This is a genomic window from Neorhizobium sp. R1-B (genome assembly GCF_004368875.1).
In the GTDB taxonomy this organism is placed as follows: Bacteria; Pseudomonadota; Alphaproteobacteria; order Rhizobiales; family Rhizobiaceae; genus Neorhizobium; species Neorhizobium huautlense.
Genome location: NZ_SOEM01000013.1, coordinates 33,794 through 59,580 on the forward strand (window position 1 = coordinate 33,794; position 25,787 = coordinate 59,580).

Consider the following 25,787-nt stretch of genomic DNA (forward strand, 5'->3'; position numbering starts at 1 on the left):
CCATGTGCAATGGGACCTGGGCGAAAAGTCTGAGGCGTGGTGACGAAACACTGACTTCCTGTCCGAAAACAGCACATCAGCGTGGTCGGCCTTGATCGACGTTACGCGAAGTCACCCCGCTTGGGCGGTGTCGCGGGCTCGCGCAACCCAGGCGGCACCCTCGCGTGCATGATGAAAACCATTTGATAGCGGTGCGGCGGGATAGAGCATCCGGAGCTTGTCGACCGCCTCGTCTGCGCCGATCGCGCCGTCGAGCGCGGCGCTGTAGAGGGACGCGACAGCCACCATGTCGCAGTCTTGAGGTGAAATCCGGATTGCCGAAACGCCGCAGGCGGCAAGGTCGGGTAGTTCGCCGAGAAGTGCCTGGCAGGTATGGGAAATCGTCTGTACGCCGTTCAAGGCCAGGAAAGACTGGCGATCGAGCGTTTTCACCGGCAGGCCGTCCGGGTCATCGCCGCAAACGAACTGGCAATTGTCCTTGATTTTTCCCTTCGAGCGCGCGTGGGCGCAGCGTGCGGAGATCGCAAGCGGCATGCGCCCGAATGCAAAAACCTCGAAGTCAACTCCCGGAGTTTCAGCAATGACCCGCTTGACCGACGAAAAGGGGAGTTCCGGCGGTAGACAGATGCGGCATGCACCACGTCCGGCAAGCAGCCGGGCGGTCGCTGAATTGTAGACATTGATCAACGGCCCGACGCTATGGGCCTTGCCGTTCAAAAGACCGAGTGCCGAGAGGTCGTTCGCCTCGACCATGTACTCGCTGTCGCGTGCAAGCTCCCGGATCAGCCTGCTTTCCCGCTCCAGCGTCACGAGAGCCAGCGTCGAGAGGAGCACTGTCTTGCCGGCATTTTCCAGCCGTTCGATAACCTCGGCAATGTGAGGTTCGATAAAGTGCTGGCGTTTGGAACAGACCGTCTCTCCGATCACAACCCGCTCGAAAGGAGCCTCATCGGCGATGCGGAAGTGGAAATCGCGCCATTTGGCGCTGTCCCAAAGATAGTAGACGGGTCCCATGGTCAGCGAGGGGCGGGCGGTCTCCATCTTCATCTCCAACGCTTCTCGTAGGCACCCGACGTCGTCTTCTGTCCCTCGCTCAGCCCGCGAAGATGGGCAAGCAAGGCCGGACGATCGTCCGCCTTGGCTGACAACGCCTTTTTCAGCGTTGAAACGACCTCCGCCACATAGGCTTTGCCGCGCTGTCGGCCTTCGATTTTCAGTGCGCTGACGCCGGCGGCGGTCAGCGCATCGATCTCGCCCATAACATCGAGCGATACCGGGTCCTCAAAGGCGTAGCCCCGTTCGTCTGCTATGTCGAAGCGGCCCTTGCAGAGCGTCGGATAGCCGGCAGCTTCTCCGGTGGCAAAGCGGTTTATAGTGTAGGCGCCAAGCTCGGAGACGAGTTCATCGGCTTCCTTGCGGTAGCGGACGTGGCTGGCGGGCGAGCAGACGCCATTCATGTTCGGCGATTTCCCGGTCGCATAGGAGGACAGCGAGCAGCGCCCTTCTGCCATGACGCAAAGGCCGCCGAAGACGAAGACCTCTATTTCGCAGCGGATCTTCGGCGCAATGCGAGCGATGTCGGCGATGGTGAGCGTGCGCGGAAGCACCACGCGCTTGGCGTTGAAGGCGTCGACCAGAAAGTTGATCGCGTCGACGTTGGAGGCGGACGCCTGCACGGAGACATGCAGCCGCTGGTCGGCATAGTGCTCCGCGACATGGGCCATCAGGCCGAAATCAGCAAGGATGAGCGCATCGGCGCCCAGCGCTACCGCGTCGGCGGCGGCTCGGTACCAGATCTCTTCATCGCCTGCGCGCATGAACGTGTTGAGGGCGACGAATGTCTGGGTACCTTTGCTGCGGGCATAGGCGATCGCTTCGCGCAATTCGTCCCGGCTGAAATTGAGTCCCGGAAAGTTGCGCGCATTCGTCTCGTCGCGGAAGCCGCAATAGACGGCGTCCGCTCCCGCGTCGACCGCTTCGCGAAATGCTGAGGGTGTGCCGGCGGGGCAAATCAGTTCCATCGGGAAGCCTCCTCAGTCAGCGCGCGCTGTCGAATGCTTTCGGCAACACGCCCGACGATCGGCGCAAGCGGGCCGGCCAGCGCGGAGAGGTCACGCGGTAGATCGATATCGCAGTCGTCCAGGGCGTTGCGCATCGCCAGCATCGCCTCCATGTCTCCGCTGACGGTGAGATCGCGCGAGAAGAAAAGGGCGTCCGCGTCGCAACGGCCTTCGAGCAGCGCGAGCAGCATGAAGAGTGGGCCTTCGACGGAGGCATCCGCGGTTGGCGGCACCGGTAACCTTCGCGCCACGTGGATGGATGGCTGTGCCGGTGAGACAACGAAGACGAGCGGAATGTCGGTCGGCATGAAGGCGAAGCGCTTTTCGATATGCTCACCGAGGCGGGCAAACAGATGGGGATGTTGCGTCGTCACCCGCTGGAACAGCATGGATGTGGTTCGCTCGATCGCCGCCATTGGAATGACATTAAGGGGGGCGGCGAGTGTCGCGGGGAATCTCATCTTGGCGGGTCCTGCTGGAATCGGCCGGAGGCTAGCGGCAGCCTTCAGGGCGATGTTTGACCCAGCGCAAACAATAGCGGTTTTTCACGAGCAAATGGCGCTTCGATTGCAGGGAGAAATTCTGCAATGGTGTCAACTGTTTGCGGTTTAGCAAAGAAGCCGATGCGGACCGCTGATAACCGGTTGCGTCGCCGAGAATGAATAACGGCGTATCGGCATGATGCCGGGTCTTCGGAGCCACCGGTCATGCGTTTGTCAGACGTCGGAATTACCAAGAGAATATTGATTGCCGTTTGCCTTCCCGTTCTACTTGTCCTGGGCCTTTCCTACGAGAGGATAGGCAGGAGTGCAGAAGCGTATCGCGCTGCAGATCGACTTGTCGACGTGACCGACTACGTTTCGGCCCTCGGGGAAGCGGTGCACAAGCTGCAGGTCGAGCGCGGAGAGAGTGCTGCGTTGTTGGGCAGCAACGCGGCAGACAGCCGCGGGCATCTGAGCACGATCCGTCTGGAGTTCGACCAACTCGCTTCCGCCGTCGCCGCAAAGGGCGAAAAAGCATCGGTCGGCCGTGCTACAGATTTCGGTGAGAAGCTCTTGGCCCTGGCTCAGTTCCGACAGAGGATCGACCAATCCGCAGTCACGCCTGAAGAAAGTACCACTTTCTATTCCGGCCTCGTCGCACAACTTCTTCAGATCCCGCGTGATCTCGTGGCACAGGGGAAGAACAGCAGCCTGTCGGGTGAATTGGCAGCGTACAACCTGTTCTCGCAGGCAAAGGAACTTGCGGGTCAGGAACGGGCGATTGGCAACGCCGCAATTTCTTCGGGTAAAATCGATGCGGAAAAACTACTGAAGCTTTCGCGTCTCTACGGAGCCCAGGCGACCCTCCTTCAAGAATTCGAGGAAGCCCATCCTTCCCTGGGGCCGGATCTGAAGGCTGTAGGCCCGGATGCCCAACCGAGACTGGCTTCGATGCGAAGCGAGATATTCAGGGCAGGGGCAAATATCGACTTCACGGGCTGGAAGGTGTCCGACTGGTACGGTGCTGCAAGCGAACGGATCAACCGTCTTCGCGAGGTCGAGAAGAAGGTCTTGTCTTCTTTGCGCGACGATGCGGTCGCTCTTGCGGGGCAAGAGATGCGCGCGCTCGTCACGGTGGGAACGGTGCTGGCCGTTGCGCTGATCGCCGCCATCGCACTTTCGATTTCGATCGGTTTGGGCGTGGTTCGCCCGCTTCAGCAATTGACAAAGGTGGTCGAGAAATTGGCCCGGGGTGAAGCGGACGAAACCTCCGTCTCCGTGGACTCGAAGGACGAAGTCGGTGCGATGGCTCTCGCCGTGCGGCATGCCGTCGAAGCCGCCAAACAGCGTGCGGCGCAAGAACGTGAGGAAGACTTGCAGCGTGCGGCTCAAAGACAGGCGGAGGCGGACACTCTTGAACAAGAACGCGCCGCTCGCTCTCGATCCCTGGAAATGGCGCTCAGCGAACTTGACCAGGGCCTGCGGGAGCTTGCAGGCGGCAACCTTCGCCATCGCATCGTCAACGAACTGGCATCGGGCCTCGATCCGCTGCGGCTGAGCTACAATCTGTCGGTCGAGACACTCGAAAGCCTTGTCTCGCTCGCCGGGGCGAATGCCCATAGCATCAACGTGGCATGCGGAGAGTTGCGTGGCGCAGCCGACGATCTCTCAAGGCGTACCGCCGGCCAGGCGGCAGCGCTCGAAGAGGCTGCCGCTGCGCTGGAGGAGGTAGCAACCGCGGTGAAGATGTCTGCGAGCGGGGCCGACGAAGCCAAGAGATCGGTTGCAATCGCCAATGCCGACACATCGGAGGCAACTAAAATCGTCGCCGATACCGTGGCGGCCATGCAGGACATCGCAAGATCCTCGAACCAGATCGGACAGATCATCGGTGTGATCGACGACATAGCATTCCAGACCAATCTTTTGGCGCTCAATGCGGGAGTCGAGGCGGCGAGAGCCGGAGAGGCAGGCAAGGGATTTGCAGTCGTCGCGCAGGAGGTACGCGAACTGGCGCAGCGTTCCGCTGCTGCTGCCCGAGAGATCAAGGATCTCGTTGCGCTGGCGTCGAAGGACGTTTCCGGCGGCGTCGCTCTGGTCGGGCGGACCGGCGAGGCTCTCGTCGGCATCGAGCGGCATGTGCAGATCATCAATCAACAGGTTCTGGGGATCGTGCAATCTTCCATGGAACAATCGATCGCGCTGGCCGAAATCACTTCGACCGTCGGCCAGCTCGACCAGATCACCCAACAGAATGCCTCTATGGTGGAACAGACCAATGCGGCGACGCAGTCGCTGGCAGGGGAAACGGAAAAACTGCGCGAGCAGCTTGGGACATTTCAGACAGGGGATGCGCATCAGGAACCGTTCCGAGATTACTTGGCTGCCTGAACGTAGAAGCCGTTCCCGGGGCGTTGGCAGTCCGGCCTCTGGCCGGGCTGCGTTCCTGGAGTAAGTTTGGCTAACGCGAAGACGGTTGTAGTCCCGCTAGCACAAGACCTCCCGACCCTCAGCTTCGGCAACCAGCAGCGCCTCGATGATCAGCTTTTCCGAATGCACGTGCCGCCTGAGGGCTTCCAGAAAACCCAGGAGCAGATAGCGGGCGGAACTGGCAGACGCGCACTTGTTGTCGGCAAGCTCTTTCAGGGTAGTTTCTACTTCCTGACCGGCGAGCAGATCGCATCGATGCTCCGCCTTCAATTGTTCGATCATGTGCGGCGCAAAATAGGATCCTGCGTTGCTGCTGAAGTCGGGAAACAGCACCTCTTCCTCCAGAGCATGCGTCGCCTTTATCAGCTCCGCTATGTTCTTCGACGTATCGAGGCAGGTGGCGGTGTCGATTTCATCGGGCAAAGAGGCGGCAATCTCCTCAAGCGTCAGGCACAGTCGGAGAAGCGTTGTGTGATTTTGCTCCAACGCGGCAAGGTTCTGCGCGCTTAGCTTAGCCGTGATTGTCATAATCCTTCCCTTCAAAACTGCGGCAGGACGAGGTTTCTCATTTTGCCCGAGGGCGTTCCGCAAGCAGGTGCAGGGAAGGAAAATGCCGAAACAGGGCCGGCCTATCTTTGCGCGCAAGCAAATAAGGCGGAAGCCGTTGGCGCAGCCGGAAGTTCTGGATCAGGAATGACGTGGTTTAGGTGAATTCCTGACGAACGTCATCTCTTCCTGCGCCACTTGGCCTTGAGCGCTCAGGATGGCTCGCCATCTGCGGTTTCCAAGCCGCACGCTGAGCCTATGGGTTCCCGCGTCCTCTCCTTCTCCCCGTTCGACGCTGCTCGTGATGTGTCCTTGCCTGAGGCTCTTTCGGAACTCCTCGCTCGACAGACCGAAGCGCTGGGCGAGCTCAGGCGTTTCAAGGACAAAGTCACCATTTTCGTCGCGTTCGATGTGCATGATGAGTCCTCCGCAAGGAGCTAAAGGAAAGGGGCCGGTTACTCTGCCGGCCACCGATCTATTGCCGCCGTTCCCGAACTGATACCTGCGCTGCTGCATTGATCGGCCGCAACTTGGCCTTCCCACATGCGAGCGATAGGCCCGATGGCCAGAGCCAGCAGATCGATCGCCCGGCAAGCCAGTTGATCGACCATATCATCGATTGTCTGCGGCTTGTGATAGAAGGCAGGCACCGGCGGCATGACGATCGCTCCCATTTCGGTGACGGTGCACATATTGCGCAAGTGGCCAAGATGCAACGGCGTTTCCCGGGCGAGCAGTACAAGCCGCCTCCTTTCCTTGAGCTGCACGTCGGCGGCCCTGATGATGAGGGTATCGGCATGCCCGGTCGCCACGGCCGAGAGGGTGCGCATGGAACAAGGGGCCACGATCATTCCCTGAACAGGGAAGGAGCCGCTTGCTATCGCAGCTCCGATGTCCCCGGCCGGATATATCCTGTGAGCAAGCGAACGGATATAGGCAAGCGCCTGCGTGCCGACCTCGTGCTGCAGCGTCCGTCTTCCGGCATCCGAAACCACGAGGTGGGTTTCGATTTCCGGCAGCTCAGCCAACCGTTCGACAATCCGAACAGCGATCGGGGCGCCCGAGGCACCGGAAATTCCGACGACCACTCGCTGAGGCTTCTTCTGCATTGCTCGGCTCCTGTCCCGGTCGATAGCCTTGGCTATGGCCGACGGACCATGCGGTGAATGAACATCTCTTTCGTTGATGCAACGCAATCACCTCGATAGCGGCAGCCGACGAGCGGTGCAGATTTCGACTGCGTTTCAGGGAAGGCGGAGCGCCTTAGGCCCGATGCCGAGGCCGATCTGAAGACTGTCGGCGATGCGGTGCGCGCGGTCGCGGAAAAAATCCATGGCTTCTCCGCGGCATGTCTGTTCCAGGGTTTCCTCGAAGAGGTGAAGCCAACGTTGGAAGTGCTCAGCAGTCAGGGCAAGTCCTTGATGAGCTCCATGGGGGCTACCGGAGTAAGCACCGTTTTTGAAAGCGAGGGCGGACCAGAACAATGTCAGACGTTGAGGGTGAGCGTCCCAGTCAGGCCCTATCCGACCTTCGAAGATCGGGCCAAGCAACGGATCGGCCCTGACCCTGCCGTAGAAGAGGTGGACGACGTTGCGAACCAGCTCCTCATCGATAGTATCCCGCCGGACATCATTCATCTGCAATTACCCACTCCAAAACATCAGACACCAGTCCTCCGCAAAAGTCCGGCTGTCGAGATGACGAATGCGCGCACCGGCTCTTAAGGATCAAAACCCGCGAACAGCGGCAGGCGCCGACAGGAATTTGGTGCCGAAAGGACCGATGCTTGCCGCTGACTCGCCCATCCCCTATATGGCGTCACGCAAATAGGCCCGGATTTCGCGACAATTGCAGAGCATATTGATCCCGCGGTCCTGATGGGGCGCAATTTAGGAGATTTTGATGGCGCAGAAAGCCGTTGTGCTGATCGTCGATGATGAGCCGCTGATCCGATTCACAACGCTCGATAGACTGGAAGAAGTCGGCCATGTGGTCCTTGAGGCCGGGAATGCCGATGAGGCAATGGTGCTTTTCCGCAACCGCTCCGATATCGATATCGTGTTCACCGACGTCAACATGGCCGGCTCGATGGATGGGTTGCAGCTTGCCCGGCGTATCCGCGCCGTTCGGCCCAATGTGGGCATCATCATCACCTCTGGCGTCGTCAATCTTGATCCAATGCTGTTGCCTGCCAACACGGTATTCCTGCCAAAGCCCTACCAGCACGACCGGCTGTTGTCTTCGATCCATGAACTGATGCGCTAAAGCCCAACAGGGCGCTTGGCGGAACCAAGAAGGTCCGCTTGCGGTTGTGTTGCTGGTCTATCCGAGGAGAGCTCGACATGCAGACGAGGCTGGCAACGTTAATAGCGTTAACCCTTGCATTCGCGGAACCTGTATTTGCGCAGGCGCCGGCGACCGACACCACCACGAAACCAGGCACGGCAGCGGCGCCGGCCGGCAAGATGGAAACCTTGGCTGTAACGCCCCCGCCGGGCGTCACCGATTCCATGACGACCAATAGCACGACTGGCACCGTCGATCATGAAGATCACTGCCAGCCACCGGGTACGCCAGACAATACCAATCCGAGTGCAGACACACTGGCCCTTCCGCGTCCCGAGCAGTCGTGCCGCTGACGGAAACGGGAAAACTCTTTACTCTTCGTCAATCTCTATTAAGTTGGTAGAGATTAAAGGTTTGCCGTAGCCTGGGTAACTGGGGGCGGCGGCTTTGCGACTGCCCTTTCGCCCAATTTGCAACGGACGAGGAGTGTGCCTGATGACCTATGATGTCGCCGTCGTCGGTTCCGGTTTCTCTGCAATCGCTCTCACCATCAATCTGCTGCGGGTTCTGCCGCCATCCGCCTCTATCGCCGTCGTAGGAGACGATCCGGGATTCGGACGCGGAACCGCCTATCGCACCGAGTTCTATCTGCATCGACTAAATGTGCCTGCAGCACGAATGAGCGTGTATCCGGACAAGCCGGACGATTTCGTCGAGTGGCTGCGGCGAAGGGGTAGGGCAGTTTTCGCTGAGGATTTCGCGACACGGGGCGACTACGGCCTCTATCTGCGGGATACGTTGGCGGCACTCTTGCGGCCACGGCACGGTCGGGCTCATGTGGACTTCGTCAAGGCCAAGGCAACTGCCTGCGTACGGTGCGAGAGCGACCATCTCGGCTTCTGCCTCGACAACGAGGGCGAATTGACGGCCCGAAACGTCGTCTTGGCCTTGGGTGTAGGCAATGCCGATCTGCCGGTGTCGAGAGATCGCATCGCAGAAAGCGTCCGGCCTCGCATCATCGAAAACCCGTGGCGGCTCAGCTGGCTTTCGCGTGTGGGAAAAGCGGACGAGATCTGTATTCTCGGGTCCGGGCTGACGATGATCGATCAGGTTCTGTCACTACGGGCCCACGGGCATCGCGGCAAGATTCATGTGCTGTCGCGCCGCGGGCTGGTGCCGCAGCCGCATCCCCTGCGGCGTGCCATGCCGGTCACTCCGGCGCTGCCGGACAGCCGCGAGATCAGCCAGCTGTTGCATGCCTTGCGTCGGCAGATAAAGAGCGGCGCCGATTGGCGCGGGGTTGTCGACGGGCTGAGGCCCCGGACCCAAGCGTTGTGGCAGTCTTTGAACCGGGAGCAGCGATCGCGTTTTCTCCGTCATGCGTTTACCTGGTGGAATATTCACCGTCACCGAATTGCTCCGGAAGTGTTCGCCCGCTTCGACGCGCTGATCAAGAACGAGACGGTCATCGTGCATGCCGGCTTCATTCGGTCTATCGAGGATGAAAGCGCCGGCGCGAGCATTGGTTACCGTCGGCGCGGCACCCAGCGGTTCGCCTCCATTCGCGCCGACTGGATCGTCAATTGCACGGGCATGGAACGGGCCGGCATCGGGCACTCGCCATTGCTGCGTGAAATGCGGGAAAGGAAAATTCTCGTCATGGACGACCTCGGCCTGGGTATTTCTGTCGATCCCCGCTCCAGGGTTCTGGACGCCGACGGCAAAGCCCAACCCGGTCTGTTTGCCGCCGGTGCGCTTACGGCTGGCCAATTCTGGGAGATAACGGCCGTACCGGATATTCGGGTTCAGGCAAGCCTGCTTGCCGAGGCGATCGCCGTCCAGATCGCACAAACCGCGCCGCCGTCGGCTCGCATCGCCTGATCCGGTTTTGATGGCATGAATTTCTTCTTACGGCCCGTCTGAGGCGTTTCCTTTCCTTCCACCTTCGAAAAATGGCGGTAGTCTGTAGCAAATCATTTTGAAGGGATTTTCCATGGCTCTGAAGGTTGTCGGTCTTGCCGGTAGCTATAACCGGCCCTCCAAGACTTTCGTGCTGGTCGAGCATATCGCCAGGATCGCCGCTCACCGATACGGCTTCCAGCCTTTAATTTATGATATGGCAGATGTCGGGCCGTCCCTTGGCCAAGCGCAACACCAACGCGACCTCGACGCGACCGCCGCCGCTGTCTTGGACGACGTGGTCGGAGCGGATCTGCTGATCATAGGTTCGCCGACCTACAAAGGAAGTTATTCGGGTCTCTTCAAACACTTCATAGACCTGATCGATCCAGAGCAGCTTCGGGCCAAGCCCGTCCTGATTACCGCGACAGGCGGCGGTGACCGGCATGCGTTAATGGTCGAGCATCAGCTGCGGCCGCTCTTCGGTTTCTTCATGGCCCATACCTTGCCGACAGCCGTCTATGCTTCCGACAAGGATTTTTCCGACTATCGGATAGTCTCGGACCCGCTGCGCCAGAGAATTGGTTTCGCCGTCGACGAGCTCGCCGCTTTCTTGCCGGCTCAAGAGTTCGCCGCTACCGGCTGAACTTTACTTTCGTCCGCTTTGTCGTCATCTATGCCCGCGCGGTCCAAACGAGCATAGGGAGAACAGGCATGGCCATCGAGGAGGATATCGCCAGGATCACCGAGCAGGAGAGGTCCCTCGTCTTCGATCGGTTCGACCTCGGTACCGCCTGGGATCTGGGATCCTTGCTCCGTCATATGGCAACCGAAAGAAGTCTTGGCGTGGCGATCGACGTGCGGCTGCATTCCATGCCGGCCTTTTACGCGGCTCTTACCGGCTCGTCGCCAGACAACGAAAGCTGGGTGCGGCGCAAGCGCAACATTGTCCTGCGGTTTTTTCAGTCGAGCTACCTGATCGGTCGAAAACTCGCGCAGCAGGATGCGACGCTCGAATCCCGTTTCGGTCTGTCGTCCGCCGATTACGCGGCTCATGGGGGCAGCTTTCCGATTGCGGTCACCGGCGTCGGCTGTATCGGCGCCGTAACGGTGTCGGGTCTGCCGCAGCGGGAAGATCACAATTTGGTCGTGGAGGCCCTCTCGCGCCTGCTCGGCACAGATATCTCCACTTGCCGGCTCGATTGAGGAACGCCCATGGCCAAGACCGATATCAAGACCCCTGACGAGGTGTTTTCCTTTTGGTTCAAGGAGCTCAATCGCAAGGACTGGTTCGAGAAAAACGAGGCGTTGGACGAGGCGATGCGGAGGCATTTTGCGCCGACGCATCTGTCGCTTGCCCGCGGTGAGCTCGATGTTTGGCGTGGCTCTCCTCAAGATCGTCTGGCAGCCGTCATCGTGCTCGACCAGTTCCCACGCAATCTTTATCGTGGCACGCCGCTGGCATTCGCCACCGATTGGCTAGCGCTGAGGGAAGCGAAGCTTGCAATTGAAGCTGGCGCCGATCTCGCTGTACCGCCGGAGCAGCGCGGCTTTTTCTACCTGCCGTTCGAACATTCGGAAAATCTCGCCGAGCAGGATCGATCGGTGGAGCTTTTTGCGCTGCTGGGAGATGCCGAATATCTCGACTACGCGGAACGTCACCGGGCGGTGATCAGGCAATTCGGACGGTTTCCGCACCGAAACGCGTTTTTGGGGCGGGAATCCACCGCCGCCGAGCTCGAATATCTGTCGAAACCCGGCGCCGGCTTCTGATATCAGGCGCTAGCGGCGTATCATGCGACCGACAGCGATCAGGATGCAGGCCCCGATAAAGCCTGCGATGAGATAGCCGATCCAGCCGCCGAGCACGACGCCGAAGACGCTGAGAATGGCGTTGGCGATGATGGCGCCAACAATGCCGAGAAGAATGTTCATGAGGACGCCCATATTGCTCTTCATGAACTGCTCGGCGAGCCATCCGGCAATGCCGCCGATAATAATTGCCGCAATCCAGCCGATCCCTGCATCACCTTCCATAAGCCTACCCTCCTGTTGGTTGTGGCGGAAGGTAACGCGAAAAATGTTCCCGGGTTCCCTGCGTTTGTCCCAATTCTTGAGAGAGCCGCGCAAGCTTCCTTTTCTTCGCCTTGAAGTGCCTCTATTTTCGCCCGCGAATCCGATCGAGAGAGATAAAGAGCAGACCCTTGGCACGACCCTTCAAGACCGGCCGTTCAACTTCTTCGCGCGTGGCCCGCGTGTTTTTCGCAGCTTTTCTGATCGCAACGAGCGCCGCGCTTGTCGGTGTGCCGGCAAATGTGTTGGCGCAGGCGCAGCAGCAATCGCAGCCGCCAGCCAAAACCGACGTGACGGTCGATTCGATCAACGAAGACATGAAGAGCAAGCTGGACGCCATTCGTCAGCAGCTCAATGGTTTCCGCACACGGATTCAGGATGAATCCCATGACGATGCCCGTTTGGCGGAGCTCAGGCTTCAAGCCGAGGAGATCGTCAAGGAAATGCGCGCCGCCTCCGACGCGATGAAAACGCGCGTGGAACAGATCCAGGGGCGCCTTGCCAGCCTTGGGGAGCCGCCGGCCAGCGGGCAGCCGCCTGAGGTGCCTGCGGTCGCCGAAGAACGCAGTCGCCTTCTCAACGAACGTTCGCAGTTGAACATCATCGTTGACGATGCCGGCAACCTGTCGAACAGCGCTACTCAGCTTGCCAATACGATCACCAATCTTCGCCGCACGCTTTTCACTCAGACCCTGTTTCGCCATACGGAACTCTCCGCAGAGCTTTTCGCCGATGCCGGGAACGCCTTTGTGGCGGAGGTCCGCAACTTCGGCTCCACTTTCGGAAGCTGGATCGGTTTTATCTGGAAGTTCAAGAAGCTGCAGCTCCTCGGCGCAATGGCTTTGTCGCTTGCCGCGGGCCTTCTGTTTCTGCGCGGGGGCTACAGGCTTTTCGGCCGGTTCATCCGCCGAGAGAACCACGAGACGCCATCCTACATCCGTCGTCTTTCGGTTGCCTTCTGGTCGACAGTCATCCAGACGATGTCGCTTGCGGCCTTTCTCGCAGCTTCCTTTGTTTTCCTCGACGGGTTCAATGTTTTAAGGGCCGATATCTCGCCGATCGTCGCGACTTTCTTTGGCTTCGTGTGGTTTGTCTATTTCGTATGGAAGCTTACCTACGGCGTCATGGCTCCCGGTGAACCGGAATGGCGGCTGGTGCGCCTTACCAATCGGGGAGCGCGCCTTCTGACATGGGCGATCCTTGTAATGGCGGTCGTCAACGGACTGGATTATCTGCTCGGCGCGATCAGCGAGGCGTTGAGTTCGCCGCTTGTCCTGACAATCGTAAAAAGCCTGCTGGCTTCCCTCATCATCGGCCTCATTTTGATTGCCATCTCCTTCATCAAGCCACGGCTCGTCGAAGGCGAGGAGCCAGACGGACATGGCCACGCATGGCCGCGCTTTTTCCCACTGCTGCTGAGAGTGATGGGTGGCCTGCTCATTCTCGCGGTATTGACGGGCTATGTGGGGCTTGCCCGCTTCGCTTCGACCCAGATCGTCCTCACCGGCGCGGTGATCGTGCTGATCTACGTCGGTCTGTTGTCGGGCAAGGCAATTTCCAAGCAGGGCGCGTTTACCGATACGGCCGCGGGCAGAAGGCTCGCGGATCGGTTCAATTTCAACGAGGTGGCGCTCGACCAGGCCGGGCTTGTGGCGGGTCTCGGCATTTACGCTTTCGCGCTGTTGTTCGGCATACCGCTGATCCTGCTCACCTGGGGTTTCCAGATCGCCGATATCGAAGCCTGGATCTACGGCTTCTTTACGGAGATCCGCATCGGCAATATTTCCATCTCGATCATCGGCATCCTGGGCGGCATCCTCCTCTTCGGCGTTGGATACGTTGTCACCCGCTGGGTGCAGAAGTGGATAGACGGGAATGTGTTGGCGCGAAGCCAAGTCGACCTCGGCGTGCGCAATTCGGTCAAGACCGGCATCGGTTATCTGGGCATCGGCCTTGCGGTCATCGTGGGCGTTTCGGCAGCGGGCATCAACCTGTCGAGCTTTGCGCTGGTCGCCTCCGCACTCTCGGTCGGTATCGGTTTCGGTTTGCAGAACATCGTGTCCAACTTTGTGTCCGGCCTGATCCTGCTGGTGGAACGCCCCTTCAAGGTTGGCGATCACGTGATAACGGGCGCCACGGAAGGGATCGTCAAGCGCATCTCGGTACGCGCGACCGAGATCGAGACCTTCCGCAAGCAGTCGATCATCGTGCCGAACTCCGATCTCATCAATTCGCCTGTGGGCAACTGGACCCACCGCAACAAGATCGGCCGCTCGGAAGTACCGGTCTCGGTAAGCTACGACACCGAACCGCAGAAGGTGATGGATATTCTGCTGGAGCTCGTCGATCAGATTCCCGAGGTTCTGCGCAATCCCGAACCGCATGTGGAATTCCTGAGCTTCGGCCCGTCGTCGCTGAACTTCGAGCTGCGCTTCCACCTCGCCGATATGGGCGAGGGACTTCGCATTCGGAACAATCTCAGGATCGCAATCCTGAAGCGGTTCCGGGACGAAGGGATCGCTATTCCATTCCCGCAGCAGGAGATCGTCTTTCATCGCGGCAAGCCCATCCTGCCGGACGAAGCCGATGGCCGGGGCGGCGCCTGACCGCCTTCCGTCTTCGGATGATGGAATGTCGTATCGGGTCGCGAGCTGGATGCAGGCATGTCGTAATCAGGCGTTTGGCCGACCGGCCGGAATTGCATAGTCCCAGCAGATTGACAGACGGTCACTCGAGGCCGAAGAGGGGTTCATTCCATGAAGACACATGCACGGGCGGTGGTGATCGGCGGCGGCGTGGTCGGCGTTTCAACGCTCTACCATCTGGCCAAAAAGGGCTGGAGCGATTCCGTCCTCATCGAGCGCAAGGAATTGACCTCCGGGTCGACATGGCATGCTGCCGGTCTTCTGCCGCTCTTCAACCTGTCCTATTCGGTTGGCCAGCTCCATAAATATTCGGTGCGCTTCTATCAGGAGCTTCAGAACGAAACCGGCATGAATGTCGGTTTTTCGAATGTCAGCAACATTCGCCTTGCCCGCACCAAGGACCGCTGGGAAGAGTATATGTATTATGCCGGCATCGCGGAAACCATCGGGGTCAAAGTGAATATCCTGACCCCGGAGCAGGTGAAGGAAATCTGGCCGCTTTGCGAAACCGACGGAATTCTCGGAGCCATCCAGCATCCAGACGACGGTTATATCCAGCCTGCCGATCTTACCCAGGCGCTCGCCAAAGGCGCGCGAGATCGGGGGGCTACCATCTACCGGAACACCACCGTCACTGCAATTTCGCAGCAACCCGACGGCTTGTGGAAGGTGACGACCGACAAGGGCGAGATCACCGCCGAGCATCTCATTTCATGCACCGGCAACTTTGCCCGCAAGACCGGGGAGATGGTCGGCATCAACATTCCGGTCATTCCGGTCGAGCACCAGTATATCGTCACCGAGCCGCATCCGGCAATTCAGGAACGCAAGGCGAAGGGCCTGCCTGAAATGGGGGTCCTGCGCGAATCAGACTCCTCCTGGTACATGCGGGAAGAGAATGGAGGCCTGCTGCTCGGCCCCTACGAAGTCGGCGCGCCCGTCTGTTACGTCGACGGCCCGTCGGACGAGAGCGAATACGAACTCTTCCAGGAGGATCTCGACCGGCTGATGCCCTATATCGAAACGGCGATCACGCGGGTGCCCGCCTTCGGAGACGTCGGTATCAAGAAAGTCTATAACGGCGCGATCGCCTACACCCCGGACGGCTCCCCGATCGTCGGACCGGCTCCCGGGCTGAAAAACTTCTGGCTCAATGAGGGGCACTCCTTCGGCATCACCGCGGCAGGCGGTGCCGGCTGGCAGCTGGCAGAGTGGATTGTCGACGGTGAACCGACCGTGGATATGATGGGCGTCGATCCTCGTCGCTTCGGACCTTACGCTACGGAAGGCTATCTTATCGAGAAGAACGAAGAGGCCTATGCCAATGTTTTCACGATGCATTATCCGGATGAGGAACGCTCAGCCGCCCGTCCTTTGAAGACGACGCCCGTTTATGACCGGCTGAAGAATCTCGGTGCGGTTTTCGGCTCCGTCTACGGCTGGGAACGCGCCAACTGGTTTGCGCCTGAGGGCTACGAAGTGCCGAAGGATGAGCTTGGCGTTGGTGCCGAGGTCATCACCGGCCACAACCATGCGCCCGCCCTGGAAGACGGCCGGATTGTTGAAAAATGGTCGTTCCGCCGTTCGAACTATTTCGAGCATGTCGGCAACGAGGTGAAGAACGTCCACGAGAATGTCGGCGTACTGGATATGTCGGCCTTTGCGAAGATGGAGGTTTCCGGCCCAGGTGCACGCGCATGGCTCGAATCGATTTTCGCCAACGCAATACCGAAGAAGCAGGGACGGATCGCCCTTTGCCATCTGTTGACAAAGGGTGGCGGGGTTCGTTCCGAGTTCACCGTCTACGAATGGGCGCCGGGCCGCTTCTATCTCGTTTCCGCCGGCGCTTATGAGGCTCATGACCACGACTACTTACGTAAGCTTGCGCCAACAGATGGTTCCGTCCGGCTGCAGCAGATTACCCAGAAGCTCGGCGTGCTGGTACTCGCCGGTCCGAAATCCCGCTCTGTCTTGAAGAAGCTCACCAGGACGAGCCTGGAGAACAAGGATTTTCCTTGGCTTTCCGGCAAGGAGATCGCCATCGGCATCGCCTCCGCCCACGCTCTGCGCGTCAACTTCGTCGGCGAACTCGGGTGGGAATTGCACCATCCTATCGAGATGCAGAACTATATTTTCGACAAGCTGATGGAGGCTGGCGCCGAGTTCGGAATCAAGCCGTTCGGCATTCGCGCCATGCTCGCCATGTCGGTCGAGAAGTCCTACCGGCTCATTCCGCGCGAAATGTCGATCGAATACAATGCCTACGAATCCGGCCTCGACCGCTTCATCAAGACCGACAAGGAGTTCCTCGGCAAGGAAGGGCTGCTCTCCTACAAGGAAAAGGGGCTCAAGTGGAATTTCTGCACCCTGGCAGTGGAGGGCGCCAACGATGTGGATGCGCGCGGTTCCGAGGCGATCTACAACGAGGCGGGCGAGCTGATCGGCCGTGCCACCAATGGTGCCTATGGCTGGCGAATCGGCAAGTCGCTGGCTCTTGCCATGGTAAAACCCGGTTATGCCGAGACCGGAACCAAGCTCAAGATCAAGATCTTGGGCACGTTGTATAACGCGAGCGTGGTGCCGGAAAGTCCGTTCGACGCGGACAATGCAGCGCTCCGCGCCTGAAACAACGGGCTGAAACAGCTTTCTTGACGTTGGCGGGCGGCTCTTAAGTCGCCCGTTCCATTTTGAAGCGGTCCTGGTTGCCGGGATTAACGGTTCTGCAAACCGTTGACAGTAAGAGTGTTCCAAGAGGGGACAGTACTTACTGATAAGGGGCTTTATGACATTCCTCGGCATTTCCGGGATGCAGTATTCCGGCCAGTCACTGGCAAATTCCCGCATCCTGGTTGCGGAGGATTCCAATGTCTTTACTTCGATGATCGGCACGCGGCTCAAGGAGCTGTTTGGCATTGAGGTCGAAATTTGCCGCAATTTCGAAGAATTGCAGCTTGCCTATGATCAATCCGGCGAGCCGGTCACGCTGGCGATCTCCAATATAAATCTGCCGGGTGCGGAGAACGGGGAGGCGCTGGAATATCTGATCGACCTCTCGATCCCGACGATCGTCTTCACCGGGACATTCCATGAAGACACGAGGGACAAGCTGCTGTCCAAGGACATCGTCGACTATATCCTCAAGGACAATGTCTTCGCCGTGGAAATGCTGGCTGAATCGGTCTGCCGCTTCCTCACCAATCACCGCCATCATGTGCTGATCGTCGATGACAGTCCCACAGCGCGAGCGTTGCTTTCCAGCCGCCTCAAGCGCTACAATTTTCGTGTCAGCCTCGCAGAAAACGGCGCCAAGGCACTGGAAATTCTCAAGAAGAACCCTGACATCGGTCTGTTGGTAACGGACTACAACATGCCTGATATCGACGGTTTCGAACTGACGCGTCGGATACGTTCGGTGCGCGGGTCACATGAGTTGCGAATCATCGGGGTCTCGTCCTCCTCGAACCGGCTGTTGTCCGCTCGCTTTTTGAAGGCAGGCGGCAATGATTTCATGCTGCGCCCCTTCATCGACGAGGAGTTCTACTGCCGCGTCAACCAGAACCTGGACACGCTGGTTCAGATACGTTCGATGCAGGCAAAGCTGAAGGAGACGGCGGCCGTCAAAAGCGTCGCCTGAAGCCCCAAGACGGCCAATGTGCCAGCTTCTGCGCCGGCGCCTCCCAAAAGGAGGCCCGGCGTAGTTATGAAAGGCAGCACCATTCGGGGCTGATCCGTTTTTCGGGTTCAGACCACGACGCCGGTGCGGGAAGTGTTCATGTTGAGCTTGCGCTCAGCCCGTTCCTGTTGCGGCGAGCGATTGTAGACCTCGCGGTAGCATTTGGAGAAATGCGACGCTGAAACGAAGCCGCAGGCGACGGCCACCTCAACGACCGGCATCGATGACTGAACGAGCAGATGCCGGGCCCGGTCGAGGCGGATTTCCAAATAGTAGCGTGCGGGAGAACGGCCCATTTCCTGGCGGAACAGCCGTTCGATCTGCCGTCGGGACAATCCGGCGTCCTCTGCGATTTCCACGAGCGACAGTGGTTCCGAGAGATTGTTTTCCATCAGTTCGATGATCGATAACACCTTGGCGTTCTGGACGCCCAGGCGGGCCCGCAATGGCAGGCGCTGACGGTCGTGCGGATTGCGCACCCGATCGGTCAATTGCTGCTCGCAGACCCGGTTGACGAGATTTTCGCCGAAATCCTGGCCGATCAGGTTCAGCATCATGTCCAGCGACGCCGTGCCGCCTGCGCAGGTATAGAGGTTGGAGTCGACTTCGTAGAGGTCGGCGTAAACCTCCGCCTGCGGAAAGGCTTCGGCAAAACCGGGCAGGTTTTCCCAGTGGATGGCGCAGCGCTTGCCGTTCAGCAGTCCGGCCTGAGCAAGAACATGGGCGCCGGTGCAAAGGCTGCCGACCGCAATGCCGCGATTGTAAGTCTCCCGCAGCCAGGCATTCACGGACTTGTTCTGGAATTCTTCGACATAGACGCCGGAGCAGACAATGACCATGTTCGGCCGGTTTTCACCGGAAAGGTAGCGCCGCTCATCGGCAAGCGATGAGTTGACCTCGAGTTCTATGCCGCTCGAGGACTGCACCTTTTCACCGTCGGCGGAACAGAGACGCCAGGTGTAGGCGGGATAACCCAGCATCCGGTTGGCGATTCTCAGGGTCTCGACTGCTGCCGCGAAAGGCAGCATGGTGAAGTTCGGCACCAGAAAGAAGACGAGGGAACGCTTCTTCGCCGGGTATTTGCTGGATATGTCCATGCGATCATTCCCCTTGCCGTGGCCGTACATCGCGGCCTGCCTCTAATTCAAAAGCGACATTGGCATGGAAAAATGGAGGGGAGAAGGGCTTTTGACGACGAGGGAATAAAATTTTTGCGACATCGGGGTGTCGCAGCTTTCGACATATCTAAAAATTCGCATCCACGGAACACACGATATCACATGGCCCGCATCCTTTTAACATGCAGGCCATGTGTCCGGGGAGTTATCTACGCGGTGCGGCATTGGTCGTCGGCCATCCGATGTCTTTGCGGATTTCTGCGGGAAGGCCTTCCAGCATCTTCTCCGTCTTGCGACGCTGCCACTCATCCCGAAGTCTTACGGTGAGACGCAGGGCAGGGCGGACGAACGAGACGAACGATGACGGCCGAAACCGGGAGCCGTCGCTCTCCTGATAGGTGATCATAGTCATAGCAGTTCTCCTTGGGTCATTGCAGGCGGTGCTTGACTGGGATAATGAGCGTCGCCGATCCATCAATCAATCGGATGCATGTGATGCGTCTCATGAAATTCTGTTGGGAATTGACGCTTGCTTCCGATGGTGTGGACTATGCTCCGGGTTTGACATTCAATCAAACGAAATGATATGGTGTTTAAGTTCAGATTTTTTGATGGAGCATCTCATGACCGTCCCGTTCCGTCCGCCGCTCCCGGTGCTCGACAATGATGTTTTGCGTACATTCGTCGCGATCGCGGAGACCGGCAATTTCTCGACCGCCGCGGATGCAGTGCTGCGAACGCCATCCGCCGTTTCCATGCAGATCAAGAAGCTGGAAGAGCAGTTGAAGACGACGCTTTTCCTGCGTGATGCGCGTTCGGTAACGCTGACCCAGCACGGCGAAATGCTGCTTTCCTATGCACGACGCATGCTGGCGCTTTCCAATGAAGCGGTTTCGCGCTTCGTCATGCCCGAACTTTCAGGGGTTGTACGGCTCGGCGCTCCCGATGATGTCGGCGAGAGGCTCCTGCCGAAGGTGCTCAAGGATTTCGGCGAGAGCTTTCCGGGCATCATGGTCGACGTCACGGTGGATCAGAGTATTCTTCTTCGCAAACGCATGGACGAACAGCGGCTTGATCTCGCGCTCATCAATTGCGCGACACGGCCTTTTCCGACCGGCGGTGAGGTGCTCTATACTGAAAAGCTCGTCTGGGCGGGGGCAAAATGCGGTACGGCCTATCTGCGCGATCCGCTGCCCATCTCCGTGTGGGAGGACGGTTGCGTGTGGCGGCAGGATGCAATCACACAGCTTGAGAGACATAAGCGAAGCTACCGGATCGCCTATGCCAGCGCCCACACGATGGCGCAACGGGCAGCGGTGCTCTCCGACCTTGCCGTCGCACCTTTCCCGCGGTCCTACGTCACGGACGACATGCAGGTGCTCGGACCCAAGGAGGGGTTGCCGGAGCTGATCAGCTTCGACATACGGCTTCTTACCGCGCCGCAATTGTCGATCCCTGGCAAGGCCGTCGCGGAGAGCATCCGCGAGGCGTTTGGCGCGATGGTCGCCGCCGCGGCGTAGAAATTGCCCGTGGCGGGCGGCTCTCCATTGGACAGGCAACCGATCCTCGGATCGATTGCCTCACCGGTTGGTCTTTAATCCCGCCGCCGTCTGCGGCGGCCGCCGCCATCACCACCCGTGGCGGCTTCCGACATCCTCCGCTCCGGCAGGGTCACGACAGAGCTCAACTGAGGGAAGTCGTCCACTTTGTTCGGCAGCGCCATGGCGGCGACGAAGTGGTCCTGAAACTTTGTCTCCAGAGCCGTCTCGATCTTTTCGATCTTCCTGACGGTTTCCTCAATCTCACGTCGATAACTGCGGTTCAACAGGCACATGCGGGCACCTGTGCCTGCTGCGTTGCCGACCGCTTTTACCCTGGACAGATCGCAATCCGGAATAAGGCCCAGCACCATTGCATATTTGGGATCGATGAACGTGCCGAAGGCGCCTGCGAGGCCGATGCGGTCGACATGGGCAATGCCCTGCTTGTCCATCAATAGCTTCACGCCGGCATAAAGAGCCGCCTTGGCGAGCTGGATGGCGCGCACATCGTTCTGCGTGACGGTGATCCGAGGTTCCCCCTCGTGCAGCAGATAGGAGTAGGTGCGCCTGTTCTGCAGAATACGCGACGATCGCGAGCTCAATGACCCGTCCACGACGCCGTCCTCGGAGATTATGCCGGAGAGAAACATTTCCGCGACCACTTCAATAATGCCCGAACCGCAGATGCCGGTCACGCCGGTGGCTGCGACCGCTTCGGCAAAACCCGGCTCGTCGGACCATTGCTCGGCGCCGATCACGCGGAAGCGCGGCTCCAGCGTTACGGGATTGATGCGGACGCGCTCGATCGCTCCGGGCGCGGCACGCTGGCCCGATGAAATCTCGGCGCCCTCGAAGGCGGGGCCGGTGGGAGAGGAGGCGGCGACAACGCGGGAAGAATTGCCGAGCACGATTTCGGCATTGGTGCCGATATCGACCATCAGCATCATTTCGTTCTGCCGGTGCGGACCTTCCGATAGCGTCGCAGCGGCGGCATCGGCACCCACATGGCCGGCGATGCAGGGCAGCACGTAGGTCCGCGTACCCTTGTTCATCGGCAAGCCGATCTCGCTCGCCTTCACCTGAACTGCGCCAGAGACGGCAAGTGCAAAAGGCGCCCCCCCGAGCTCGGTGGGGTCGATACCGAGGAAAAGGTGGTGCATGATCGGGTTGCCGACGAAGACGCAATCGAGAATATCCTCGCGCGACACGCCACCATCTGCGCATACCTTGTCGATCAGCCCGTTCAGCGCGTCACGCACGGCAGCCGTCATTGCGTCCAGGCCGTCGGGGTTCATCATGATGTAGGAGACGCGGCTCATCAAATCCTCACCGAAGCGGATCTGCGGATTGGACGTACCGGCGGAAGCGACCGTCCGTCCTGACAGCAGCGAGGAAAGATGCATGGCGATGGTCGTCGAGCCTATGTCGCAGGCGATGCCGTAGGCTTCGTTCTTCAGGCCGGGATAAAGGGCGATCAGGCGCGGACGGTCGTCGTCGCGGTCCTTGTGAATTGCGGCCGTCGCCTTCCACTCTCCCTTGCGCAGGATCGCTTGAACTTGGGGAATCAGGTGAAAATCGACATCGAGATCGTCGACATGCCATTCGGCGGAGAGTGCTGCCTTGAGCCGATCGAGATCGCCGAGCGGCTTTTCCATATCCGGCTCTTCGACTTCGACGTAACACATGCGAACTGCCGGATTGCGGTCGAACACACGCTCGTCGGCGGCCTTGCGGACCACCTGCGCGTTGATGACCGTATCCTGCGGCACGTCGATGACGAGATCGCCCAGAATCTGGGCGGAGCAGGAAAGCCGGCGTCCTTCCGGCAAGCTACGTACGCGGTCGTAGCGCTCTTCCTTAGGCCCGATCGGCGAGAGGTGGTCCTCGGAGGACCTGATGCCGTGTTTGGCGAAATGGCCTTCCTGCACCGATACCTGACAGCGGCCGCATGTCGCCCGCCCGCCGCAGACGCTCTCCACATAAACGCCGAGCTGGCGCGCAGCCTCGAGCACGGGCGTCCCCACCGGGAAACGGCCGCGTTTGCCGGACGGCATGAAAAGGACGAGGGGGTGGTTCGAGGTATCGTTCATTCTCTTAGGCTCGCGCGTTTGAAGGCGCGTTCTACTCCATTCTGGCGGCGGCGCCAGCCCGGGCGGCGCGACCGCCGCGACGCCCCCCAGCCGCCGATGCCGGGGCAGCGGTCGCGGCAGCTCCGGCCTCAGCTGGCTTGTAGTCTCGATAAGTCATGATCCAGTTGCCGCAGTTCTGATCGGTGCCGTTCAAAACGTTGGCGGCGCGGACGGCTTCCATTTCCTGCGGCCGGCAGGGGTTCATGATGGCGGAGGTCATGCCGGCGCCGATCACCATAGGGATGAAACCGGCATTGATGCCGTGGCGGTGCGGCAGTCCGAAGGAGATGTTGGAAAGCCCGCAGGTCGTATTGACCTTCAGCTCCTCACGCAGGCGTCTGAGGAGCGCGAAAACCTGCAATCCGGCCGAACCCAAAGCTCCGATCGGCATCACGAGCGGATCGACAACAATGTCATGCGCCTTGATGCCGTAGTCCGCCGCGCGTTCGACGATCTTCTTGGCCACGGCAAAGCGCACATCCGGATCCATGGAGATGCCGGTCTCGTCGTTTGAGATCGCCACCACCGGCACGTCGTATTTCTTGCAGAGCGGCAGGATGGCCTCCAGCTTCTCCTCCTCGCCCGTTACTGAATTGACGAGCGGACGGCCCTTTGCCACCTTCAGCGCCGCCTCGATCGCGGCGGTTACGGAACTGTCGATCGAAAGCGGGACATCCACCAGGCCCTGGACGATCTCCATCGTCCGGACGAGAAGCGGCGGCTCGGTCTCGTTCGGGTTGACCGCCGTCACACCGGCGTTGACGTCGAGCATCGTGGCGCCGGCTGCGACTTGCTCCAATGCGTCCTTGATGACCGTGTCGAAGTTGCCTTCGATCATCTCGGCCGCCAGTTTCTTGCGTCCGGTCGGGTTGATGCGTTCGCCGATCACGCAGAAGGGCTGGTCGAAGCCGATCACGATTTCCCGGGTTGCGGACGCGACGATGGTACGTGTCATATGTTCCTCCAGGCGCATGGTCTTGGGCGCCGATTGATGTCAGTGCTTGAGTGTCAGGCCGCTTCGCGCCCGCCGGCCTTCACCAGGGTGACAAGCCTGTCCTTGTCGTAAGCGGCCTCCAGATCGGCGGCGGCCTTGTCCGCTTCGGCTTCGAGATCGTCCGATACGGGAAAGGGCTCCGCCTTTCGCCACTCGGCAAGGTAGTCATCCGTCTCCGATGCGCCCGTCCGCATGGCGCACATGTCGATCGCCTCGGTAAAGCGCAGCGACAGCTCCCGCTTGGCGGTTTGCCTACCCTTCTTGACGATCACCTGCGCCGGAATATCCCGCCAGTAGACGATGATGCGGTCGGCCATGAATTCCTCCGTGTTGAGGGCAGCATGCACGGGTGCGCCGGCCAAGACTGCGCTTGCCACGACGTCGCACAGAGCAAAAAGCGACGCGGCTACCAGATGCGCTTCGTAAGGCCGTGATAGAGCCAGGTCCAGATCGGTGGAGGGAACCGCAAGAAGGAGGGGCCTTGAGGCTGACGGGGCTTCAACGTTCCCGTGATGACGTCCTCCAGTGCTTGTACGCTGATGTCGACGCAGGCGGCCGTCATCAGCAGCGGATATGTCGCAAGGCTGTCGCGCGGCGACGGTTTGAGGCGCTTTTCATAAAGCGTGCCGCCGGTATCGATCCCGTTGTCGACGAGGTGCACCGTCGCACCAAAGTTCCCCTCGTCCCGCTCGACCAGGGACCAGTAACCGCCCATCTGGCCGCGATACATGGGGTTGATGCCGGCATGGAAGTTGATGACCGGGCAGGAGACGGCGGCGAGCGTCGCGGGCGACAGGATACGGCAGGAGATGGTGAAGACTGCCGCGGGTTCCAAGGCTGTCACCGTGGCGAGACATACCGGATCGTTGAGTGATGGCACATGCGTGACCGGGATGGCTGGGTTGGGTTCGGCAGCAAGCCCGTACTCGCGGATGATCTCTTCCATGCGCTTGGCAGCAACGCTCTTCCCGAGTCGTGATGCGACCATGGTCGCAAGCTGCCCAAGCGCGGTGAACCAGCCGAACCGCTTGGCACGGCGCCGCAGCAACGTGCTCTTGGATTCTGGTTCTTCCTGAACGACATGCAGGTCCGGAAAATGCCTGGCCAGTGCGTTGATCATCACCTGCGGGTTTGTTCCCCCCGCGGTCATCACCACGATTCGGGAACGGTTCTGTTCCTGCATATGCAACTCCGATATGTGTGGAGCGCAGTTTTCCCGACAAGCAGAAAGAAACGATTAAGCTAGGTGTAACGCCTGCGTGAGGTCGCCATAACCGGTGTAGCGGTATTCATATTGGAGACCCAAGTAATCGGCCGCCGCCCTTGCTTTTTCCTGCAGGGTTTCGTCCTCCTCTTGGGAGAGGTAGACGAGCTTGCGGTAGTTGCCGAAATACATTTCCTTCAGCTGCGGATGCCTGTCGAGGCCGAGCGGCTCGATGACGAAAGCCTCGAATTGGCGCGCGAGAAAGTCTGTGAGGAAGAAGGAAAGCAGGTCGTCGTCCGCCCTGGCCGCAAACGCCTCGTTTCCGGCGAAAAACGAGTAACAGTGGGGGCCTTCGATGCGGGCAATGTTTTCGCGCTGGCAAAGCCTGTCGATATCGCCGCCCGTGCCGCAATCCGCATAGGCGAAAAAGATCTTCTCAAAACCTCTTGCGCGGGCCTCCGCGACGGCTTGTTCCAATCCGGGAACGATTTTCTGCGGATAGGCGTGCCAAATCGCGGGCAGGCAATGGAGGTCGATATGATGAAGGCCGGCCTGCCTGCAGACGGCGAGAATCTCCCGTGCGATGGCGCCGCAGGCGATCACGTGAACTTTTTCACAGTTTGCACGTTCCTTCGGCGGAAGTTCGCTTCCCGGAACAATTTGATCCATATCCATCGGAGTATTCTATCATGACGGCCAAGACAGTC

The 25,787-nt window shown here is 59.7% G+C and carries 26 protein-coding genes; 11 read left to right on the forward strand and 15 right to left on the reverse strand.

Annotated elements, in window-relative coordinates:
* Nucleotides 1-111 precede the first annotated feature (111 nt).
* The 3 genes from EDE05_RS17715 to EDE05_RS17725 are packed head-to-tail and all read right to left on the reverse strand — an operon-like array spanning nt 112 to nt 2,521.
* On the reverse strand, nt 112-1,041 hold the full coding sequence (locus tag EDE05_RS17715) for a U32 family peptidase (protein WP_112796680.1): 930 nt from the start codon (nt 1,039-1,041) through the stop codon (nt 112-114).
* A 2-nt stretch (nt 1,042-1,043) separates the two neighbouring features.
* Nucleotides 1,044-2,021: a peptidase U32 family protein gene (locus EDE05_RS17720; protein WP_112796562.1), complete on the reverse strand. Its 978-nt coding sequence runs from the start codon at nt 2,019-2,021 to the stop codon at nt 1,044-1,046.
* A complete protein-coding gene (locus tag EDE05_RS17725; RefSeq protein ID WP_112796564.1) occupies nt 2,012-2,521 on the reverse strand; it encodes an SCP2 sterol-binding domain-containing protein in 510 nt (169 codons plus the stop codon). Before EDE05_RS17725 ends, EDE05_RS17720 begins: the two co-directional genes overlap by 10 nt.
* A gap of 246 nt (nt 2,522-2,767) precedes the next feature.
* Between EDE05_RS17725 and EDE05_RS17730 the strand changes: the two genes are divergently transcribed.
* On the forward strand, nt 2,768-4,933 hold the full coding sequence (locus EDE05_RS17730; protein WP_132412427.1) for a methyl-accepting chemotaxis protein: 2,166 nt from the start codon (nt 2,768-2,770) through the stop codon (nt 4,931-4,933).
* Nucleotides 4,934-5,029: 96 nt separating this feature from the next.
* Here the strand turns inward: EDE05_RS17730 and EDE05_RS17735 are convergent, their stop codons facing one another.
* The 4 genes from EDE05_RS17735 to EDE05_RS17750 all read right to left on the reverse strand — a co-directional run bounded on the left by EDE05_RS17735 (nt 5,030) and on the right by EDE05_RS17750 (nt 7,155).
* Nucleotides 5,030-5,500 carry a hemerythrin domain-containing protein gene (locus EDE05_RS17735; RefSeq protein ID WP_105373497.1) on the reverse strand — a complete coding sequence of 157 codons (471 nt, stop codon included), beginning with the start codon at nt 5,498-5,500 and terminating at the stop codon, nt 5,030-5,032.
* Nucleotides 5,501-5,659: 159 nt separating this feature from the next.
* Complete coding sequence (locus tag EDE05_RS17740) at nt 5,660-5,935, reverse strand: DUF6522 family protein (RefSeq protein ID WP_112796572.1); 276 nt, start codon at nt 5,933-5,935, stop codon at nt 5,660-5,662.
* Nucleotides 5,936-5,973: 38 nt separating this feature from the next.
* A complete protein-coding gene (locus EDE05_RS17745; protein WP_105373495.1) occupies nt 5,974-6,627 on the reverse strand; it encodes a UbiX family flavin prenyltransferase in 654 nt (217 codons plus the stop codon).
* A 135-nt stretch (nt 6,628-6,762) separates the two neighbouring features.
* A complete protein-coding gene (locus EDE05_RS17750; RefSeq protein ID WP_134102171.1) occupies nt 6,763-7,155 on the reverse strand; it encodes a group III truncated hemoglobin in 393 nt (130 codons plus the stop codon).
* A 259-nt stretch (nt 7,156-7,414) separates the two neighbouring features.
* On the opposite strand from EDE05_RS17750, the gene EDE05_RS17755 reads away from it, so the two are divergent.
* The 6 genes from EDE05_RS17755 (at nt 7,415) to EDE05_RS17780 (ending at nt 11,476) form a co-directional block, all read left to right on the forward strand.
* Nucleotides 7,415-7,783: a response regulator gene (locus EDE05_RS17755; RefSeq protein ID WP_105373493.1), complete on the forward strand. Its 369-nt coding sequence runs from the start codon at nt 7,415-7,417 to the stop codon at nt 7,781-7,783.
* Between the two features lie 77 nt (nt 7,784-7,860).
* Nucleotides 7,861-8,157: a hypothetical protein gene (locus tag EDE05_RS17760; protein WP_105373492.1), complete on the forward strand. Its 297-nt coding sequence runs from the start codon at nt 7,861-7,863 to the stop codon at nt 8,155-8,157.
* A 142-nt stretch (nt 8,158-8,299) separates the two neighbouring features.
* Entirely contained in the window at nt 8,300-9,685 is a 1,386-nt protein-coding gene (locus tag EDE05_RS17765; protein WP_112796578.1) for an FAD/NAD(P)-binding protein, read from the forward strand.
* Between the two features lie 112 nt (nt 9,686-9,797).
* Nucleotides 9,798-10,349 (forward strand): FMN reductase, encoded by a 552-nt coding sequence (msuE, locus tag EDE05_RS17770; RefSeq protein ID WP_105373490.1) that lies wholly within the window; start codon nt 9,798-9,800, stop codon nt 10,347-10,349.
* 68 nt (nt 10,350-10,417) lie between these two features.
* Nucleotides 10,418-10,909, forward strand: coding sequence for a heme-degrading domain-containing protein (locus EDE05_RS17775; RefSeq protein ID WP_112796580.1), 492 nt, complete (start codon nt 10,418-10,420; stop codon nt 10,907-10,909).
* 9 nt (nt 10,910-10,918) lie between these two features.
* Complete coding sequence (locus EDE05_RS17780) at nt 10,919-11,476, forward strand: DUF924 family protein (RefSeq protein WP_112796582.1); 558 nt, start codon at nt 10,919-10,921, stop codon at nt 11,474-11,476.
* A 9-nt stretch (nt 11,477-11,485) separates the two neighbouring features.
* Here the strand turns inward: EDE05_RS17780 and EDE05_RS17785 are convergent, their stop codons facing one another.
* Nucleotides 11,486-11,740, reverse strand: a complete 255-nt coding sequence (locus EDE05_RS17785) for a GlsB/YeaQ/YmgE family stress response membrane protein (RefSeq protein ID WP_105373487.1) — start codon at nt 11,738-11,740, stop codon at nt 11,486-11,488.
* Between the two features lie 167 nt (nt 11,741-11,907).
* Here EDE05_RS17785 and EDE05_RS17790 point away from each other — a divergent pair, with 167 nt between their 5' ends.
* From EDE05_RS17790 to EDE05_RS17800, 3 genes are all read left to right on the forward strand, one after another.
* Complete coding sequence (locus tag EDE05_RS17790) at nt 11,908-14,382, forward strand: DUF3772 domain-containing protein (protein WP_245505202.1); 2,475 nt, start codon at nt 11,908-11,910, stop codon at nt 14,380-14,382.
* A gap of 150 nt (nt 14,383-14,532) precedes the next feature.
* Nucleotides 14,533-17,046, forward strand: a complete 2,514-nt coding sequence (locus EDE05_RS17795) for an FAD-dependent oxidoreductase (protein ID WP_105373486.1) — start codon at nt 14,533-14,535, stop codon at nt 17,044-17,046.
* A gap of 157 nt (nt 17,047-17,203) precedes the next feature.
* Entirely contained in the window at nt 17,204-18,055 is an 852-nt protein-coding gene (locus EDE05_RS17800; protein WP_105373485.1) for a response regulator, read from the forward strand.
* A 107-nt stretch (nt 18,056-18,162) separates the two neighbouring features.
* Here EDE05_RS17800 and EDE05_RS17805 read toward each other — a convergent pair whose 3' ends face one another.
* Nucleotides 18,163-19,191 carry a GlxA family transcriptional regulator gene (locus EDE05_RS17805; RefSeq protein ID WP_105373537.1) on the reverse strand — a complete coding sequence of 343 codons (1,029 nt, stop codon included), beginning with the start codon at nt 19,189-19,191 and terminating at the stop codon, nt 18,163-18,165.
* A gap of 226 nt (nt 19,192-19,417) precedes the next feature.
* Complete coding sequence (locus EDE05_RS17810) at nt 19,418-19,624, reverse strand: hypothetical protein (RefSeq protein ID WP_105373484.1); 207 nt, start codon at nt 19,622-19,624, stop codon at nt 19,418-19,420.
* A 211-nt stretch (nt 19,625-19,835) separates the two neighbouring features.
* Here EDE05_RS17810 and EDE05_RS17815 point away from each other — a divergent pair, with 211 nt between their 5' ends.
* Nucleotides 19,836-20,732 carry a LysR family transcriptional regulator gene (locus EDE05_RS17815; protein WP_105373536.1) on the forward strand — a complete coding sequence of 299 codons (897 nt, stop codon included), beginning with the start codon at nt 19,836-19,838 and terminating at the stop codon, nt 20,730-20,732.
* Nucleotides 20,733-20,806: 74 nt separating this feature from the next.
* Here the strand turns inward: EDE05_RS17815 and EDE05_RS17820 are convergent, their stop codons facing one another.
* The 5 genes from EDE05_RS17820 to EDE05_RS17840 form a co-directional block, all read right to left on the reverse strand.
* Complete coding sequence (locus EDE05_RS17820; RefSeq protein ID WP_112796586.1) at nt 20,807-22,843, reverse strand: ASKHA domain-containing protein; 2,037 nt, start codon at nt 22,841-22,843, stop codon at nt 20,807-20,809.
* A 31-nt stretch (nt 22,844-22,874) separates the two neighbouring features.
* Nucleotides 22,875-23,837: a methyltetrahydrofolate cobalamin methyltransferase gene (locus EDE05_RS17825; RefSeq protein ID WP_105373482.1), complete on the reverse strand. Its 963-nt coding sequence runs from the start codon at nt 23,835-23,837 to the stop codon at nt 22,875-22,877.
* Between the two features lie 53 nt (nt 23,838-23,890).
* Nucleotides 23,891-24,193: a virulence factor gene (locus EDE05_RS17830; protein ID WP_112796589.1), complete on the reverse strand. Its 303-nt coding sequence runs from the start codon at nt 24,191-24,193 to the stop codon at nt 23,891-23,893.
* 89 nt (nt 24,194-24,282) lie between these two features.
* The gene (locus EDE05_RS17835) at nt 24,283-25,059 is read right to left on the reverse strand and encodes a formyl transferase (protein WP_112796591.1); all 777 of its coding nucleotides are present in this window, start codon (nt 25,057-25,059) and stop codon (nt 24,283-24,285) included.
* A gap of 54 nt (nt 25,060-25,113) precedes the next feature.
* On the reverse strand, nt 25,114-25,755 hold the full coding sequence (locus EDE05_RS17840) for a DUF1638 domain-containing protein (RefSeq protein ID WP_162712210.1): 642 nt from the start codon (nt 25,753-25,755) through the stop codon (nt 25,114-25,116).
* Nucleotides 25,756-25,787 lie beyond the last annotated feature (32 nt).